The 16,157-nt window shown below is 64.1% G+C and carries 14 protein-coding genes and 1 pseudogene; 6 read left to right on the forward strand and 9 right to left on the reverse strand.

What is annotated here, in order from left to right; translation table 11 throughout:
- Positions 1–55: 55 nt before the first annotated feature.
- Positions 56–1,060: a polyprenyl synthetase family protein gene (locus tag FME68_RS09835; protein WP_046647769.1), complete on the reverse strand. Its 1,005-nt coding sequence runs from the start codon at positions 1,058–1,060 to the stop codon at positions 56–58.
- A gap of 93 nt (positions 1,061–1,153) precedes the next feature.
- On the opposite strand from FME68_RS09835, the gene FME68_RS09840 reads away from it, so the two are divergent.
- Complete coding sequence (locus tag FME68_RS09840) at positions 1,154–2,392, forward strand: geranylgeranyl reductase family protein (protein WP_158397445.1); 1,239 nt, start codon at positions 1,154–1,156, stop codon at positions 2,390–2,392.
- 20 nt (positions 2,393–2,412) lie between these two features.
- Here the strand turns inward: FME68_RS09840 and FME68_RS09845 are convergent, their stop codons facing one another.
- From FME68_RS09845 to FME68_RS09875, 7 genes and pseudogenes are all read right to left on the reverse strand, one after another.
- Complete coding sequence (locus FME68_RS09845; protein WP_046647771.1) at positions 2,413–3,102, reverse strand: demethylmenaquinone methyltransferase; 690 nt, start codon at positions 3,100–3,102, stop codon at positions 2,413–2,415.
- 11 nt (positions 3,103–3,113) lie between these two features.
- Positions 3,114–4,312 (reverse strand): annotated as a pseudogene (locus FME68_RS09850) (glycosyltransferase family 4 protein).
- 8 nt (positions 4,313–4,320) lie between these two features.
- Complete coding sequence (locus FME68_RS09855) at positions 4,321–4,764, reverse strand: DUF3592 domain-containing protein (protein ID WP_046647772.1); 444 nt, start codon at positions 4,762–4,764, stop codon at positions 4,321–4,323.
- Positions 4,765–6,453, reverse strand: coding sequence for a 2-succinyl-5-enolpyruvyl-6-hydroxy-3-cyclohexene-1-carboxylic-acid synthase (gene menD, locus FME68_RS09860; protein ID WP_070547316.1), 1,689 nt, complete (start codon positions 6,451–6,453; stop codon positions 4,765–4,767).
- Positions 6,446–7,060 (reverse strand): hypothetical protein, encoded by a 615-nt coding sequence (locus tag FME68_RS09865; RefSeq protein ID WP_158397446.1) that lies wholly within the window; start codon positions 7,058–7,060, stop codon positions 6,446–6,448. The genes menD and FME68_RS09865 overlap by 8 nt, the downstream gene beginning before the upstream one ends.
- Before the next feature lie 10 nt (positions 7,061–7,070).
- The gene (locus tag FME68_RS09870) at positions 7,071–9,422 is read right to left on the reverse strand and encodes an ATP-binding cassette domain-containing protein (RefSeq protein ID WP_158397447.1); all 2,352 of its coding nucleotides are present in this window, start codon (positions 9,420–9,422) and stop codon (positions 7,071–7,073) included.
- A 48-nt stretch (positions 9,423–9,470) separates the two neighbouring features.
- Positions 9,471–10,490, reverse strand: a complete 1,020-nt coding sequence (locus tag FME68_RS09875) for an o-succinylbenzoate synthase (RefSeq protein ID WP_195914104.1) — start codon at positions 10,488–10,490, stop codon at positions 9,471–9,473.
- Positions 10,491–10,579: 89 nt separating this feature from the next.
- Here FME68_RS09875 and dcuC point away from each other — a divergent pair, with 89 nt between their 5' ends.
- The 5 genes from dcuC (at position 10,580) to menE (ending at position 15,405) form a co-directional block, all read left to right on the forward strand.
- A complete protein-coding gene (dcuC, locus tag FME68_RS09880; protein ID WP_070701475.1) occupies positions 10,580–11,989 on the forward strand; it encodes a C4-dicarboxylate transporter DcuC in 1,410 nt (469 codons plus the stop codon).
- Positions 11,990–12,254: 265 nt separating this feature from the next.
- Positions 12,255–12,716, forward strand: coding sequence for a DIP1984 family protein (locus tag FME68_RS09885; RefSeq protein WP_010189741.1), 462 nt, complete (start codon positions 12,255–12,257; stop codon positions 12,714–12,716).
- Between the two features lie 360 nt (positions 12,717–13,076).
- Positions 13,077–14,057, forward strand: coding sequence for a 1,4-dihydroxy-2-naphthoyl-CoA synthase (locus FME68_RS09890; protein ID WP_158397449.1), 981 nt, complete (start codon positions 13,077–13,079; stop codon positions 14,055–14,057).
- Between the two features lie 26 nt (positions 14,058–14,083).
- On the forward strand, positions 14,084–14,245 hold the full coding sequence (locus FME68_RS09895; RefSeq protein WP_158397450.1) for a hypothetical protein: 162 nt from the start codon (positions 14,084–14,086) through the stop codon (positions 14,243–14,245).
- An 11-nt stretch (positions 14,246–14,256) separates the two neighbouring features.
- A complete protein-coding gene (gene menE / locus FME68_RS09900) occupies positions 14,257–15,405 on the forward strand; it encodes an o-succinylbenzoate--CoA ligase (protein ID WP_328287806.1) in 1,149 nt (382 codons plus the stop codon).
- Here the strand turns inward: menE and FME68_RS09905 are convergent.
- Positions 15,402–16,091, reverse strand: coding sequence for a metal-dependent transcriptional regulator (locus FME68_RS09905; protein WP_158397451.1), 690 nt, complete (start codon positions 16,089–16,091; stop codon positions 15,402–15,404). The two genes, menE and FME68_RS09905, sit on opposite strands and share 4 nt — an antisense overlap.
- Positions 16,092–16,157 lie beyond the last annotated feature (66 nt).

Consider the following 16,157-nt stretch of genomic DNA (forward strand, 5'->3'; position numbering starts at 1 on the left):
TGTACTTTACTACGAACTCCCGCCCAACATGCAAATCGCCAGGCAGGAGGGTATTTTAACCAACGCGCTGAACGGTATAGTCCGCCAGCTGGCGCAGAGCCTCACTAGCCGTGCACTCCGGGAGCAGGGAGAGCTGGTCCTCGACCACGCGCAGGTACGCGTTAACGTCGGCCAGCGCCTTATCGCGGCCGCCCGACTGCCACAGCAGCTCGATGGCGCGCTGTACGGAGGCGTCGTCCTCAAGCGGGCCCGTCAGCAGCGCGCGCAGCTCATCGCCAACCTCGCCTTCCTCCTCCAGGGCATAGAGCACCGGCAGGGTGAACACACCCTCGCGCAAGTCCGTGCCCGGGGTCTTCCCGGATTCCTCGGAGTCGGAGAAGATGTCGATGACATCGTCGACGATCTGGAAGATCATGCCCACGGCCGCACCGATTTGGCGCAGGGCCTCGCACTGCTCCGGGCCCGCACCCGCGTGGTAGGCACCCAGGTAGCCGGCGGACGCGATCAGCACCGCGGTCTTTTCCCGGATCACCGCCGTGTAGTGCTCCACGGCATTGGCTTCGCCAGCACCGATGGTTTCCCGCATCTGGCCGGTGACGAGCTCCTCGAAAGTCTCCGCGAAGTGCTCCACCGTGTGGGTATCCAGCTGGCTCATCAGTCGCGAGGCGTGCGCGAGCAGTGCATCGCCCGCCAGAATGGCCACCGAGTTGGTCCACCGAAAGTTCGCGGAATCCACGCCGCGGCGGCGCTCCGCCTCATCCATGACATCGTCGTGGTAGAGCGTGGCCACGTGGACCATTTCCACCACGGTGGCCGCCTTAATCACCTCGGGCGATTGCGAGCGTTCACCAAACTCGGAAGCCAGCAACGCCATCATCGGGCGGAAACGCTTGCCCCCGGCCAGGGAGAGGTGGCGCACCTTGTCTTTAATGAAGTCCTGCCCGCGGTCGAGCTCCGTATTCAGCAGGTCCTCTACAGCAGCCATCCCGGCGTTGATACGCTCGGTGAGCTGCGCATCCCCCAAGTCCACGTGCTTGGCGTGAGTTTGGCCGTGTGACATTAAACGTGTTCCTTTAAGCTCAAAAATCCTAGTGTTTACTTACCGTAGCCCATGGCACGGCCCTCAACACACTTGTGGCCACTATCCCGTGCAATGATAGTCCCCATGTCGGAGCAGATCGATTCCACCCTTGTTGACGTCGCCATCGTAGGTGCCGGGCCCGCCGGCGCTGCCGCCGCTATCCACGCCGCACGCGCCGGCCATGAGACGCTGCTTGTCGACGCCTCCCCTTTCCCCCGCGACAAGACCTGCGGCGATGGTCTGACCCCGCGCGCCATGCACCAGTTGGAGCTCCTCGGCATCGAGGTCAACGCGTCCTACCGCAACCGCGGGCTCAAGCTACACGGCTTCGGCGGCACCGTGACCGCCCCGTGGCCTGAGACCTACCCCTCGCACGAAGGCACGGCGCTACCGCGCTATGAATTCGACGCGCTGCTGGTTGACGCCGCCCGAGACGCCGGCGCGCAGCTTATAACCGGCACGGCAACACAGCCGCAGCTCGACGGCAACCGGCTGGTCGAGTTCTCCGTCGGCAAGCGCCGCGTGCGCTCCCGGTGGGTCATCGTGGCCGACGGTGTGCGCTCGACGTTTGGTAAGCAGTTGGGGCGCACGTGGCACCGCGAGGAGGTCTATGGCATCGCCGCGCGCGCCTATGCCGATTCGCCCCACGGCGGCGAGGAGTGGATGCACTCCCACGTTGAGCTCAAGGACCCCGAGGGCGTGGTGCAGCCGGGCTATGGCTGGATCTTTCCGCTGGGCCAGGGGGTCAATATCGGCTTGGGCGCGCTCTCTACGGCCGCCCGCCCGGCCCGCCTCAACACGAAGAAGGCGCTGGATTTCTACGCTGAGCAGCAGCGTTCGGAATGGGGTCTGGGCGAGCTGCGCAACGTCACCTCGGCGATGCTGCCCATGGGTGGTGCGGTGTCTGGAGTTGCCGGCGCGAACTGGATGCTCATCGGTGACGCTGCGGCCTGCGTTAATCCGCTCAACGGCGAGGGCATCGACTATGGCTTGGAAACGGCGGCGCTCGCCGTGGAGATGCTCGGCACCAAGGACCTCACCTTGGCGTGGCCAGACCGGCTACGCGCCGAGTATGGCGAGGCCTTCCTACTTGCCCGCACCGCCGCGCGCCTGCTGACCTACCCACAATTCCTGCCGCTGGCCGGACCTGTGGCCATGCGTGGGCCGGTGGGCCGCATGCTCATGCCGGCCGCAGCGCGCCTCATGGGCAACCTCATCACCGACGAGGACAAGGATCTGCTTGCCCGCGCCTGGCGGCTGGCCGGCGGGGCGGTCTCCGCGTTGCGCCGCGATACTCCCCTTTGGTCCTGAGCCCTTTGGCCTTAGGGCCCCTAGGCGGGCTTCACTGCGGAGTGCAGCGCCACGATGCCGAAGGTCAGGTTGCGCCAGCCTGCTTGTTCCCAGCCGTTGCGGTTAATGGCAGCGGCCAGTTCGTGCTGCTCCGGCCACGCACGGATGGACTCTGCGAGGTAGATATAGGCCTCCGGGTTGGAGGAGACCACCTTGGCAATCGGCGGCAGCAAGCGGGTCAGGTATTCCTTGTAGACGGTGCCGAAGACCGGGATGACCGGCTTGGAAAATTCCGCTACTGCCAGGCGCCCGCCGGGTTTGGTCACGCGCGCCATCTCCCGCAGGCCCAGCTCGAAGTCGTGGATATTGCGCAAGCCATAGGAAATGGTCACCGCGTCAAAAGTGTTATCCGCAAAGGGTAGGCGCATTCCATCGCCGGCCACCTTGGGTACATCGCGCTCCGCGCCAGCTGCAAGCATGCCGAGGGAAAAGTCACAGGCCACGCACCACGCGCCGGACTTGGACAGCTCTTCCGTCGAGACGGCCGTTCCGGCAGCCAAGTCGAGGACCTTCTCCCCCGGCTTCAGGTTGAGCCGCTCGCGGGTCAGCCGGCGCCAGCGTGCATCCTGACCAAAGGACAGCACCGTGTTGGTGATGTCGTATTTCTTGCCCACCGCGTCAAACATGCGCGCGACATCGAAGGGCTTCTTCTCCAGATCTGCCTTAGACACAAGCGCCTAGTTTAGGCGACGCGCGCTCCCAGAGCGCGGGCGGCCCAACGCGGCAGCTCCGGACGCTGGCCCAAAATGGTCAGCGGGACCTCACGGACATTCTCCAAAACCTCGTCGTAGTAGCCCAGCAGCTGCTCGCACAACGCCGGCCAGGTCTTGGAGGCAATCGACTTCCGGGCGTTCTCCCGCAACTCCTGGTGAATCTCCAGGTTGAGCAGCGCGTCCACCGCATTGGGGAGGTCCTCGACGAACGTTGAAACGTCGAGAAGCAGCCCGTTATAGCCCTCCTCGATGAGGTCCACCGGGCCGCCCGCGCGGGGCCGATGGTGGGCACGCCCGAGGCCTGAGCCTCCTGGATAGCCTGGCAGAAGGTCTCGAACTCGCCGGCGTGCACGAAAATGTCGAGGCTTGCATATGCGGCTGCGAGCTCCTCGCCACCCAGCGCCCCGGTAAAGACCGCCTCCGGCAGCTGCGCCTCCAGCAGCGGGCGCTCTGGGCCATCACCCACAATCACGAGCTGGATATCCTCACGATCATTGAGCGCGGAAAGGCGGTGCACGCCTTTTTCCGCGGCCAACCGGCCCACGAAGCCGACGATCTTCTTGCTTCCTGTGGGATCCCACTCGCGGCGCAGCGCCTCCGAGCGCTTCGAGGGGTGGAAGCGCTCCGAATCCACGCCGCGGCCCCAGTGACGCACGTTCTTGATGTGGTGCTTCTCCAAGTCGGCGATGGTCAGTGAGGAGGGCGCGAGAGTCATTTGGCACGCATTGTGGATGGTGCGCAGCCACTCCCACACCCCATAGGCCAGCGCGGAGGCGTGGTACTTGGTGGCAAAGCCTGCCACATCAGTCTGGTACAACGCCACGGCCGGAATACGTTGTTGGCGGGCGGAAAAGGCCCCCGCAGCGCCCAGCACGAAGGGACTGGCCAGGTGGATGATGTCCGGCTTGAATTCTCGTAGCGCCTCATCCACAGCGGAGGTGGGAACGCCGACTGGGAGCGAATCCACTAACGGCACGCGCACGGTGGGCACGCGCACGATGGTGAACCCGAGGTAATCAGGGATCTCCTCCTGTCCATCCCGAGCGCCGGGGGCGATGACGATGGCCTCGTGGCCGTGCTCGTGGAGGTGCTCGAGGACACGCAGCACGGAGTTGGTCACTCCATTGACGTTAGGCAAGAAGGATTCCGCGACGATGGCAACACGCATGCGCCCCATCATTCCTTTCCTGAGTGCTCGGTTGGTAAAGCACGTGCTAAATTCCGGTTAATTTTCCCGCTTGCCCACCACAAGGCACCCGCTAACAGGGTAGCGACGGCTGCCGAAGACAGCGCCGGAATGATGGACAGGGTCCATTCGCGGCCTTCTACCTTGACCAAGTCCGGGTTGCTTTTGGCGTAGAGCACCCAGACCTGCTGGCCCTCTCCTAGCCCGGTGGGATAAAGCAGCCCGGTGGGTGGGGTGTGGTAGATACCTTCGGCATCCTGGAAATCCACGAAGGTACGCAAGGTGCCGACATCCGTCACCGTGGCCAGCGCGCGCCCGGGGTTGGCGTTGATGGTGCGGTCGTTCAAGAAAGGGCCGATGACCATTCCCGCCATGCCCACTAATGCCGCGGCATACAGCACCAGGACCAGCTGGCGTACCCGGCGCCGCGGCATTTACTGGCCTACCTTGGCGTTCAGCGCCTCCTGCAGCGCGCGGCGCGAGGACCGGGTGGTATGCGCCTCTACGACGGTGATGCCGGTGGAGTATTCCTTGAGCTCTGCGAGAACATCGAGAAGCTCCTGCGCCGAGCTCACCTCGCGGTGCTCAGCGCCGCAAGCCTCCGCCAGCTTGGCGACGCCCACCCCATGCGGCGTCCCAAACGCCTTCTCGAAGGAGGGGCGCAGGGGCTCGCGGCCTTGTTCAAGCACCTCGAAGATGCCGCCGCCGTCGTCGTTTGAAACGACGATGGTGAGATTCTCCGGACGCGGGTTGTCCTCGGGGAGGATGAGGGAGGTGGCGTCGTGGAGGAAGGTGACATCCCCCATGAGCGCCACGGTGCGCGGGGCGCGCGGGGCGTCGGCTTCGCGGGACTGGGTGGCCAGGGCGATGCCGATGGCCTGCGCGATGGTGCCGTCGATGCCAGCAGCCCCGCGCGGCGAGTAGGTCTCCACACCGTCGAAGGGCAGGCCGATGAAGGACGCATCCCGCACCGCGTTGGAGGCGCCCAGGACGAGGGTATCTCCGACAGCGAGGGTATCGCCCACCGCGGCGGCGACGTGGAGGCCGGTAAAGCCGATCTCGGGCTTGGTGGCATCCTCACCGGTGGTCTCCGCCAGAACCTCACGAACACCGTCGGCCGCCATCTGTGCCGCACCTTCGCAGATCTTCATCCACTCGCGCGTGGGCTCGCCGCTGGTCTTGACGGTGGTGCCCAGCTGCGCGGCCTCGCCGCGCGGGTTAGTGAAATCTTCCGTGCGGGACAGGCAGATGAGGTCGATATCGGGATCACTGAGCAGCGCCAGAACTCCACGGTGCAGGGTGGGGTGGCCCACGACGATGACCTGCTCCACCTTGGTGTTGACCACGTAGTCATTGGCGGACACCTGAGCGCGGCGGAACAGGTGGGCCGCGGCCGGGTGCACCGGGTGATAGGGCGCAAGTGCCGTGGGCTCGGCGATGGTGGGGACATCCTCCAAACCGTCGACTTCCCAAGCTTCGTCGCCCGCGATGACGAGGGTGTTGCGGCTGAGATCAACGGCCACCTCGCCGTGGTTGGACCAGCGCGGGGTACGCGCGCGGTGCTGCGTGTAATCCGTCGGGGTACCGGGCAGCTCCTCCCCTACCAGCGGGGCATCGAGGGCCACGTTGATGTGCACCTGGCGATCATTCAGGAAGCGCTCGGCAACGAGCGGGATATCACTCGTGGTCTCCACCTGGGTGGTTTCCGCATACACACCGAAGATGCCAGGCTGCTCAATGGTCTGGGAGGCCCCCGTACCCACCAAACGGGCCGGGCGGTCCGCGCTGATAACGGCCAGCGGGGTATGCGAGTAATGTGCCTCCACCATCGCGGGCAAGGCGTTGGCCACCGCGGTGCCGGAGGTCATGACGATGCCGACGTGCCGGCGTTGGACGCGGGCGAGGCCGAGGGCAGCGAAGGCGGCGGAGCGCTCATCCAGGCGGGTATGCACGCGAATATCGCTGCGCGCGAGAAGCGCCAGAGACAGCGGCGCGTTGCGCGAGCCGGGGCAAAGTACGACGTCAGTGAGGTGCCGCGAGAGCTGAGCAGCGAGTGTTTCAGCCAGCTGCATCGACTCCGGCTGCGAGGACTCCACGGGCTGTGTATTAGGCGTACTAGGCATTCTCTGCACCGCCCGCACCGGGCTCACCGTTGCCCGACTCTAATTCGCCGAAGAGATCGTTGAGCAGGCTCTCTAGGTCAGATCCACCCTGATCCAACTGATCTTGGATGCTCGGCGGCAGCTCCGTCGGGACCTCCGGTGGCAGCTCAGTAGGAATCTCAGTGGGGAGGCGATCCCGCGGAGATTCCTTCGTGGTGGTCACCGTAGTGGGGACTTCGGTCGTCACGGTCTCGGTGACCGGCTCCGGGGCGGGTTTGTTGGCATCCGCGGCCGCACCGCGCCAGAGGAAGAACAGCACGCCGGCGAAAACGACGGCGATAGCGGCGATGGCCGCGAAGACATAGGACAGGGCTCCCCCACCCTTCTTCGGCTCCTCCACCTGGTAGCTCGACGGAACCGGGTCATACTGCGGTTGCTGATAATTCTGGTCATAGCCCTGCTGATAGGGCTGACCGAAAGCCTGCGTGTTCTGGGAGCCAGGCTCTGGGAAGTGCTGTTGGGGACGCTGTGGCGGATGCTGCTGGGGCGCGCCGAACTGGCGGGTTTCGTTCTCACCGTTGACGCGGCCGAACTGCCGCGTCTCGTTGTCGCCGTTGTTGTTGGTCATGGGATTTACCTTATCGTGCACCCGCGCCACTTAGCACCCGGCCGGTGGGCGTCTCACCCGCCGCGACCTGAGCCGGTGTGCCATCCGCCACGATCTGTCCGCCCTCCGCGCCTGAGCCCGGGCCCATCTCGATAACGCGGTCAGCACCAGCGATGAGGTGACGGTCGTGGTCTGCCACCACGACGGTATGGGAGGCCTCCACCAGCGAGTGCAGCTCAGTAATGAGCAGGTCAATATCGGCCGGGTGCAGGCCCACGGTGGGCTCATCCAGCAGGTAGACGGTATGGCCCCGGCGCGAGTTGCGGGAGCGCTGAAGTTCCGTGGCGAGCTTGATGCGCTGTGCCTCACCGCCGGAAAGCTCCGGCGCGCCCTGGCCCAGGCGCAGGTAACCCAGACCGACCGCCTCCAGGGTTTGCAGCGCGTGGAGGATCGGTGCTTCATCGGCAAAGACCTCCAGGGCTTCTTCCACCGTGAGGTCCAGGATGTCCGCGATGGTCCTGCCCTGCCAACGGATGGACAAGGTGTCATCGTTATAGCGCTGTCCCTGGCAGTCCGGGCACTGGGTATAGGAGCCGGGCAGGAAAACCAGCTCGACCTCGATCTGGCCGGCACCGCCGCAGGTATGGCACTGGCCCTGTTTGACGTTGTAGGAAAAGCGCGAGACCGTCCATTTCTTCTTCTTGGCCTCCGGGGTGGCGGCAAAGAGCTTGCGCACGTTATCGAAGAGGTTGGTGTACGTCGCCACCGTGGAGCGCGGGGTTCGGCCGATTGGCTTTTGGGTAATGGAGACCACGCGCTTGACCTGCTCCGGACACTCTGGCCCCGTGAGCGTGTCATGAAGCGCGGCCAGCAACGTGGATTTACCGGAACCCGAGAGCCCAGTGATAGCCGTGAACTGGCCCAGCCCAAAGTCCACGTCGAGGCCATCGATGGTGTGCGAGCGCACCTGACGCAGCGCGATATCCCCGTGTGCCGGGCGTGCTTCGGCCTTGGTCGTGGGACGCGGGCGGGCTAAGGCACGCGCGGTAGGAGTATCTGCGGAGTCTGCTGCCTCTATGTAATCGGCAACAGGGCCCGAGTACACCACCTGGCCGCCGCGCTCACCGGCGAGCGGGCCGACGTCCACGATCCAATCGGCCTGCTTGACCAGTTCCATGTCATGCTCCACCAGCAGCACCGAGTTGCCCTCCGCAATGAAGCGACGGCACATATCGAGCACCGCACCCCGTTCCACCGGATGCAGGCCCGCAGAGGGCTCATCCAGGACATAGGTCACGCCATACAGCCCGGAGCGCAGCTGCGCGGCCAGGCGCAGGCGCTGCACCTCACCACCCGAGAGCGTTTCCGTCGGCCTATCCAGGCTGAGGTGCCCAAGGCCGAGTTCCAGTGCGGATTCAAAGGCCGGAAGGAGGGCCTTAAGGAGCAGGTCTTCAGCGTCATTCGGTTGCGGCTTTTGGGATTTGAGGAGCTCGTAGGCCTCGCTGAGCGGGAGGGCATTGAATTCGTCGATCGGCAGCCCGGCGTAGGTGACCTTGAGCGCCTTCGCCGTCAGCCGGCACCCCTGACAGGTATCGCACTGGCGGGTTTCCATGAAACTCAAGACGCGGGCACGCAGCGTATCCGACTTCGTCTCCGCATAGGTCTTGGTCAGGTAGCTGGCCACGGAGCGCCACGTGCCCTCGTAATTGCGCTGGATCTGATCCGCCCCGCGGCGCGGCTTGACGGTCACCACCGGGCGTTCCTCGGTGAAGAGGATCCACTCGCGGTCCTTCTTCGGCAGCTGCTCCCACGGCGAGTCCAGGTCATAGCCCAGCTCCTGGAGGATGTCGTGGAAGTTCTTGCCCGCCCAGGCCCCCGGCCAGGCGGCAATGGCCCCCTCCTCGATGCTCAAGCGGGGGTCCGGCACCATGGAGGCCTCCGTGGGCTCATGCACCACGCCGGTGCCCTGGCACTCCGGGCACATGCCCTCCGGGGTATTCGGGGAAAAGGAATCGGAGTACAGGCCCTCCGGGTTGTCACCACAGCGCGAGTAAAGCAGGCGCACGGAATTAGACATGGCGGAGATCGTGCCCACGGTGGAGCGCGCGCTGCTTGCCGACGCCGACTGTTGCAACGCCACCGTCGGCGGCAACCCCTCGATGCGGCCGACCTGCGGGTCCACCGCTGAAGCGATGAGGCGTCGAGCAAAGGGCGCGACAGATTCCAGGTAGCGGCGCTGGCCTTCGCCATGAATAGTGCCAAAGGCCAGCGAAGACTTGCCGGAGCCGGACACCCCCGTCACGGCCACGAGCTGGCCGCGCGGCAGGTCCACATCCACGTTGCGAAGGTTGTGCAGGTGCGCATCTCTCACGGAAATCGTCATGCCCGCCAGCCTACGCTGACCTCCGGACATGGACCGTGAGCTGTGATTTTAAAGGTGCGGCCAACATTCGCGCACGCGCTCAAACCACCAGTCGCGGCGCTCGCCCGGCGCGGCGAGCGCGCTGAGGCGATCCGGGTCGGGGGCAAGGGCTTCGGCGCGCAGGTGACCGTCGACAAGCTCGCGTGGTGCTGTCACATCCTCAAGGAACAGCGAGCCGGTGGCCAGGCCCGCGGCGGCCGGGGTGACGTCGATGTCTTCGTCGTCATAGATCTGCGGCAAGGCGGCCACGGCGGCAAGCCCCATGGAGATTCCCACCGAGGTATCCAGGGCGGAGGCCACCGTGATGTCCATGTGGCGCTCGCGCAGGTGGGAGGCTACCTCGAGTACTTTGCGCACACCGCCCAGTGGCGCGGGCTTGACCACGGCGACGTCCGCTGCCTGCAACTCCGCCACCCGGTAAGGGTCACTGGCCTTACGGATGGATTCATCGGCCGCCACGCGCACGAAAATCCCGGCGCGCATGAGCTGGGTGCGCACCTCCTTGAGTTCCTCGACGGTCTTGCACGGCTGCTCCATGTAATCCAGCGGCATCATCTCCTTTGCCGCAACAACGGCTTCTTCGACGCTCCAGCCGCAGTTGGCGTCGACGCGCAAGACCGGCACGCGGCCTTGGGCTTCGATGTGGGTGCGGACAGTGTGAACGCGCGCGATGTCATCCTCTAGCGTCTGCCCCTTCTCCGCCACCTTGATCTTGAAGGTGCGGCAACCGGGATAGCGCTCCATGACCTCGGGCACCTGCTCGGCGGGGACCGCGGGGATAGTGCCGTTGATTTCTACCCACTCACGCACGGGCTCCGGGAAGCCTTCGTAGGCTGCCTCCAGTCCGGCGGCGAGCCAGCGGGCGGATTCCTCTGCCCCGTACTCCAGGAAGGGGGCGAATTCACCCCAGCCCGCGGGGCCGTCGATAAGCAGCGCCTCCCGGGTAGTAATGCCGCGGAATTTCACGGCGAGTGGAAGGGATACCACGTGGGCGCGGTCGAGGACGTCATCAATATGCATGAGGTTCATCGTACGTGTGGGGGGCTCAGCGCGACACCTGTCATAGCCGGTGTTAGGTTATAACGGTAAGTGGATATAACCAGAAGAAGGATCCTCAGATGCTTTACCTTCTCATCGCGCTGCTGGCCATCGCCGCAGTTGTCTATCTCATCTATAAGAAAGTCCACGCCGCGGCCTCCATCTTCGCCGTTGGCGTAATCCTGCTCATGCTCGCCGCTCTCACCGGGCGCGCGGACTTCCGCACCACCGAAATCGAAGCCACGGGCAATGCCTTCTATGACCAGCTGCTCGTCGTGGATGCGCTATTCAAAGCACGCTTCTCCGGCATCGGCATGGCGATTATGGTGCTCTTCGGCTTCGTGTCCTATATGCGGCACATTGGTGCTGATGCCAAGACGGTCGTGGTGCTCTCCTCGCCGCTCAAGCGCTTCAAAGGCTCCTACTGGCTGGTTCCGGTGGGCTTCATCCTGGGCACGCTGCTCTCGCTGGTGATCCCCTCGGCCGCAGCGCTATCCCTATTGCTCGTGGCCACTCTCCTGCCAGCGCTCATCGCCGCGGGCCTGACGCCCCTGACCGTGGGCGCCATCGTGGTGACCTCCTCCACCATCGTGCCCACACCGCTTGAGGCCGGCCTCATTCAGGGCGCCGATCTCACCAACATGACGCCAACCGAGTTCGTCTACGGCGCCGTCGCCTACGCCACGGTGCCCACGCTCCTCATCACGGCCTTCGTACACATGTGGTGGCAACGCCACTGCGATAAGGCGGATGCCCGCAAGGCCGAAAGCTCCGGTGAGGTCAGCGCCGATTCGATGCACGATGACGCTACCGAGGAAGCCATCGCCCGCGCAGCCTCCCTGCCGGGTTACTACGCCGTGCTTCCGCTCATGCCGCTACTGCTCATCATTATCTCCGCCATTCTTAACCGTTTGGGTGTCATCCCCTTTGAGGGCGGCATCCTCCCGGTGACCGTGGTCTCCCTGTTCATCGCGATGATCATCGAGTCCATCCGCAAGCGCACCGTCACCAGTGCTGTGGATTCCATCTCCAGCTTCTTCAAAGGCATGGGCGAAGGTGCTGCGGGCGTCGTGGCCCTGCTGGTGGCTGCTGCTGTCCTGGTGGAGGGTATTACGCAGATGGGTGTCATCGACATGCTCATCGACGCCGCCGAGGGCTCCTCCGGCGCCGCCGTCCTCATCGTCCTCGTCTTCGTCGCTGCCACCGCCGCGATGGCCGCACTCACCGGTTCCGGTACCGCGCCCTACTTCGCCTTCTCTGAGGTGGTGCCCAATCTGGCTTCGCAGACCTCCATCCACGCCCCGCAGATGCTCACCGCCATTTGGGGTACCTCCAACCTGATGCGCCAGGTCTCCCCGGTCAACGCCGCGGTGCTCATTGTCTCCGGCGCTATCAAGGTCAACCCCATCCAACTGGTCAAGCGCACCTCCGTGCCCATGATCGTGGCGACGGTGCTCAACACGCTGTTTGCGTTCATGTTTATTGGGTAGCGGTTTCCGCGCGGGCTCAACGTTAATCACGGAGCCCGCGGTACGTTTTGGTAAATAAGGTCCCCCAAATCCGAAAAACTGCGGGCATATTTACGAAAACGTACCAAGACGGCCGCGGCCAGGTACGGATCGATCAAATAAGGCCTCAGATCATCGAAGTTTTAGGCCACTATTTGTTAAAACCGTCACGACCACACGGCGAAGCCTCTTGCCTGCCGTACAATTGCACAGACAATCAATCCCATTAAGGGTTAAAGGAGGAACCATGCTACTTGCTGAAGCCTTGGCCGAGCGCGCCCAGGCGCAGGAGCGCCTCAACTCGTTGAGTGACCGACTCGCGGCAACCGTCCGCATCCAGGAAGGCGATGAACCGGATGAGAACCCGACGGATCTCCTCCGTGAGCTGGAGGGCGTAACCAAGCGCATCGATGAGCTCGTCATCGCGATCAACGCCACGAACACGGCTACCGCGTTCGACGATGAGATCACGCTGATGGAGGCACTCGCACTTCGTGATGGACTGCTGCGCAAGCGCCGCATTTACCAGGGATTGGCCGAGCGCGCGGGTGCGCGCCACGACCGCTACTCCCGCTCAGAGATCAAGTTCGTGGCCACGGTGCCCGTGCCGAAGTTGCGCGAGCGCGCCGACGATCTGGCCCGCCAGTACCGCGAGCTAGATACCCGCATCCAGCAGCTGAACTGGAATACGGAACTGATAACTAAATAAGGTCTGCCGCTAGTTGTGCCGCATGCTTGCGGCACGCCATGTCGTTCGACATGTAGTCATGTTGCGCGCCAAGCGCGCGACGGTAGCCCACACCCTTCGCAGCGAGCGCAACCCTTACTGGGCAGGGAAGAGCCCAGTGCTTCTCAGGCGCCTTCGTAGCGCAAGAAGGCAGGGAGGTTCGATTCCGTCCCACTGTATGGTGTACCGCGCTGGTACGGAGTACACGTGCACATTGACGGGGATAATCCCGCAGTATTGTTTATTGTTTATCACCGCCGCGCTGGGCGGAGAGTGTGGGTGAGGGTTTGGGAATGGGGACTATACTTCCGGCGCACTGCTTTGCAATTAAGCTGGTGTGCCATGAGCGAGCAGAAGAACTACAGCACCGATAACCCTTTCAAGCCGGAGCTCTGGCAGCCCGTCAAGGGCTTTGAGGATCTCACGGATATCACCTATCACCGACTTAACAGTGACGGTCCAAAGCCACAGCGTAAGGATGGCATCGTCCGCATCGCCTTCGACCGCCCCGAGGTGCGCAATGCTTTTCGCCCGCACACGGTGGATGAGCTTTATCGCGCGCTGGACCACGCGCGCCGCACCCCGGATGTAGGAACAGTACTTCTCACCGGCAACGGGCCTTCCCAGAAGGACGGCGGCTGGGCGTTTTGCTCCGGCGGTGACCAGCGCATCCGCGGCCGCTCCGGGTACCGCTACGCCACGGAGCACGCGCATGATGACGCGACTGCCGATGAGTCCACCGTGGACACCGCCCGCGAGAAGGTTGAGGGCGGCCGCCTGCACATCTTGGAGGTCCAGCGCCTCATCCGCACCATGCCCAAGGTGGTCATCGCCGTGGTTAACGGCTGGGCCGCCGGCGGCGGGCATTCCCTGCACGTGGTGTGCGATATGACCATTGCCTCCCGCCAGGAGGCCCGCTTCAAACAGACTGACGCCGACGTCGGCTCCTTCGACGCCGGCTATGGCTCGGCCTACTTGGCCAGAATGGTGGGCCAAAAGTACGCCCGCGAGATCTTCTTCTTAGGCCGCACCTACGACGCGCAGCGCATGTATGAGATGGGTGCGGTCAACGAGGTAGTTGACCACGCCAATCTGGAGGACGCCGCCATCCAGATGGGGCGCGAAATCAACATGAAGTCCCCCACCGCCCAGCGCATGCTCAAGTTCGCCTTCAACCTCACCGATGACGGCCTCATGGGCCAGCAAGTCTTCGCTGGAGAAGCCACGCGCCTGGCCTACATGACAGACGAGGCCGTCGAAGGCAAGGAATCCTTCTTGGAAAAACGCGAGCCCAACTGGGATGACTTCCCGTACTACTACTAATCGTCATTCCTCGAGGAGGATCCACAGTGCTGTATTTCGCCATTACCCTCGCGGCCATCGCGCTCATTGCCGTCATCGCATCGCGAGTGTGGATGTTACGCCGCATCCAGCAGGCTCAGAGGGACGGTGAGCGCCCCTTCGATCAGGAGGATGAGCTCATCAACCCTTACGAGCACCGCGGGCGGTAACCTAGCTAACCGTGACCATCCTCTCTCCTCTGCCTGTCAATCCACATGACCCCGCCGCCATCCTCCCTGATCTGGAAGCGGCCATCGCAGGACAAGCCACCTTCCTGCCCGTCCCGGCGGAGGACCGCACCCGCGCGCAGCTCCTGCGCAACCACATGCGCGCAGGAGAACCTATTGATTCCTCCATCGCGCTGGTCGTGGCCACCTCCGGGTCCACGGGCACGCCGAAAGGCGCGCAACTCACGGCCGCCAACTTGGTCTCCAGCGCCGATGCCACGCACCGCGCTCTCGGCGGCACCGGTCAGTGGCTGCTAGCCATGCCCGCCGCCCATATCGCGGGAATCCAGGTATTAATCCGCTCGCTCGTCGCGGGTGTAGAGCCGCTCTGTCTTGACCTGTCGGAAGGTTTTTCTATCCCCGACTTCGCCTGCGCCGCGCACGAGCTGGCCGCCACCGGGGATCGCTCATACACGGGCCTGACCCCCATGCAGCTGGCCAAGGCCATGGATTCGCTAGAGGGAATCGAGGCCCTGCGCACCTTTGACGCCATCCTCGTCGGAGGTGCTGCCACCCACCCACAGTTGTTGGAGTCAGCGAAGAAGCTGCGCATCACCATCGTCACCACCTACGGTTCCTCGGAGACTTCCGGTGGCTGCGTCTACAACGGACAGCCACTGGATAGCGCTCGTGTTCGCCTCGGCGACGAGGGGCGCATTTACCTTGGCGGGCCCATGATTGCGCAGGGCTACCGAAACGTGGACTCAGATGCCTTCGTGGTCGATGAGTCCGGCACCTCGTGGTTTGCTACCTCCGACGCCGGCGCGCTTCACGACGGCCACCTCACCGTCACCGGGCGCCTCGACAACATCCTGAACACCGGCGGGCTCAAGCTCCACCCAGAGCAGCTCGAGCAGCACATCCTGCACGTGCCGGGAGTGGACGGCGTGTGCGTGGTCGGCATCCCCCACCCACGCTTGGGACAGATGATCGTCGCTGCCTATACCGGATGGGCGGATGTCGGCGATATCCTTGTGGCTCTCGACGATAGTGGCCTTCCCCGGTGGCAAATCCCCAAGGACTTCAAGCGCCTGGCCCAGCTCCCCACCACCGGCCCCGGCAAGGTTGACCGCCTCGCCGTCGCCCGCACGTGGGGCAGCTAAGCCTCCGCTTCGCCAAAGCTGCGTACGGCAATGCCGCGCGCAGCGGATTCCCCGAGGGGGAAGTGCGCACCGCCGACGACGGCAACCTCGAGCACACCCGCAACCGAGGGGGCAACGACGGACAATTCCACTCCCGGCCGCACTCCATTTTTATCCAGGTAGCGCAGAAATTCGCCATCCGCGTCAGTGACCTGCTCCACGGTGACGGGGGTCTGCGCGGGGACGTCGATAAGCGTAATGCGCGAGACCGGCTCGGCAGTGCCATCCGGGGCAGGTATGGGATCACCATGCGGATCGCGGGCGGGGTTGCCCAGGAAAGAATCGAGGCGTTCAACGAGCCTGTCGGACGTCGCGTGCTCTAGCATTTCCGCCTCATCGTGCACCTCATCCCAGGTATAGCCCAGAGTGCGCACGAGGAAGGTTTCCAGGAGTCGATGCCGGCGCACCATTGCCACAGCCAGCCGCCGGCCTTCCTCAACAAGCCGAACACCAAAGTAGCGTTCGTGTTCCACCAGCCCCTTCGCGGCCAGGCGCTTGACCGCCTCCGACGTGGTGGGCAGCTTCTGCCCCGCCGCTTTAGCTAGGTCCCCCAGCGGCATCGCGGTATTAGCGCCCTCTTTCTCCTCATAGGTCCAGAGGATCTTGAGGTAATCCTGGGTGCGTTCGGGCAGCTCGCTGATGTGCATACCCCCATCGTAGTTCAGCCTATTGCTTCCAACGGTTTCAGCACTTATGCTCTTTCAAGTTCAATC

Origin of the sequence: Corynebacterium hiratae, from assembly GCF_009708045.1 — a bacterium.
GTDB classification, from domain to species: Bacteria; Actinomycetota; Actinomycetes; order Mycobacteriales; family Mycobacteriaceae; genus Corynebacterium; species Corynebacterium hiratae.

What these genes read in the sequence shown, in the direction of transcription:
- dcuC (WP_070701475.1), top strand. Translation starts at nt 10,580, where the DNA reads ATGCTTTACCTTCTCATCGCGCTGCTGGCCATCGCCGCAGTTGTCTAT.
- FME68_RS09855 (WP_046647772.1), bottom strand. Translation starts at nt 4,764, where the DNA reads ATGCCGCGGCGCCGGGTACGCCAGCTGGTCCTGGTGCTGTATGCCGCG.
- FME68_RS09840 (WP_158397445.1), top strand. Translation starts at nt 1,154, where the DNA reads ATGATAGTCCCCATGTCGGAGCAGATCGATTCCACCCTTGTTGACGTC.
- menD (WP_070547316.1), bottom strand. Translation starts at nt 6,453, where the DNA reads ATGCCTAGTACGCCTAATACACAGCCCGTGGAGTCCTCGCAGCCGGAG.
- FME68_RS09865 (WP_158397446.1), bottom strand. Translation starts at nt 7,060, where the DNA reads ATGACCAACAACAACGGCGACAACGAGACGCGGCAGTTCGGCCGCGTC.
- FME68_RS09905 (WP_158397451.1), bottom strand. Translation starts at nt 16,091, where the DNA reads ATGCACATCAGCGAGCTGCCCGAACGCACCCAGGATTACCTCAAGATC.
- FME68_RS09885 (WP_010189741.1), top strand. Translation starts at nt 12,255, where the DNA reads ATGCTACTTGCTGAAGCCTTGGCCGAGCGCGCCCAGGCGCAGGAGCGC.
- FME68_RS09835 (WP_046647769.1), bottom strand. Translation starts at nt 1,060, where the DNA reads ATGTCACACGGCCAAACTCACGCCAAGCACGTGGACTTGGGGGATGCG.
- FME68_RS09890 (WP_158397449.1), top strand. Translation starts at nt 13,077, where the DNA reads ATGAGCGAGCAGAAGAACTACAGCACCGATAACCCTTTCAAGCCGGAG.
- FME68_RS09870 (WP_158397447.1), bottom strand. Translation starts at nt 9,422, where the DNA reads ATGACGATTTCCGTGAGAGATGCGCACCTGCACAACCTTCGCAACGTG.
- FME68_RS09875 (WP_195914104.1), bottom strand. Translation starts at nt 10,490, where the DNA reads ATGAACCTCATGCATATTGATGACGTCCTCGACCGCGCCCACGTGGTA.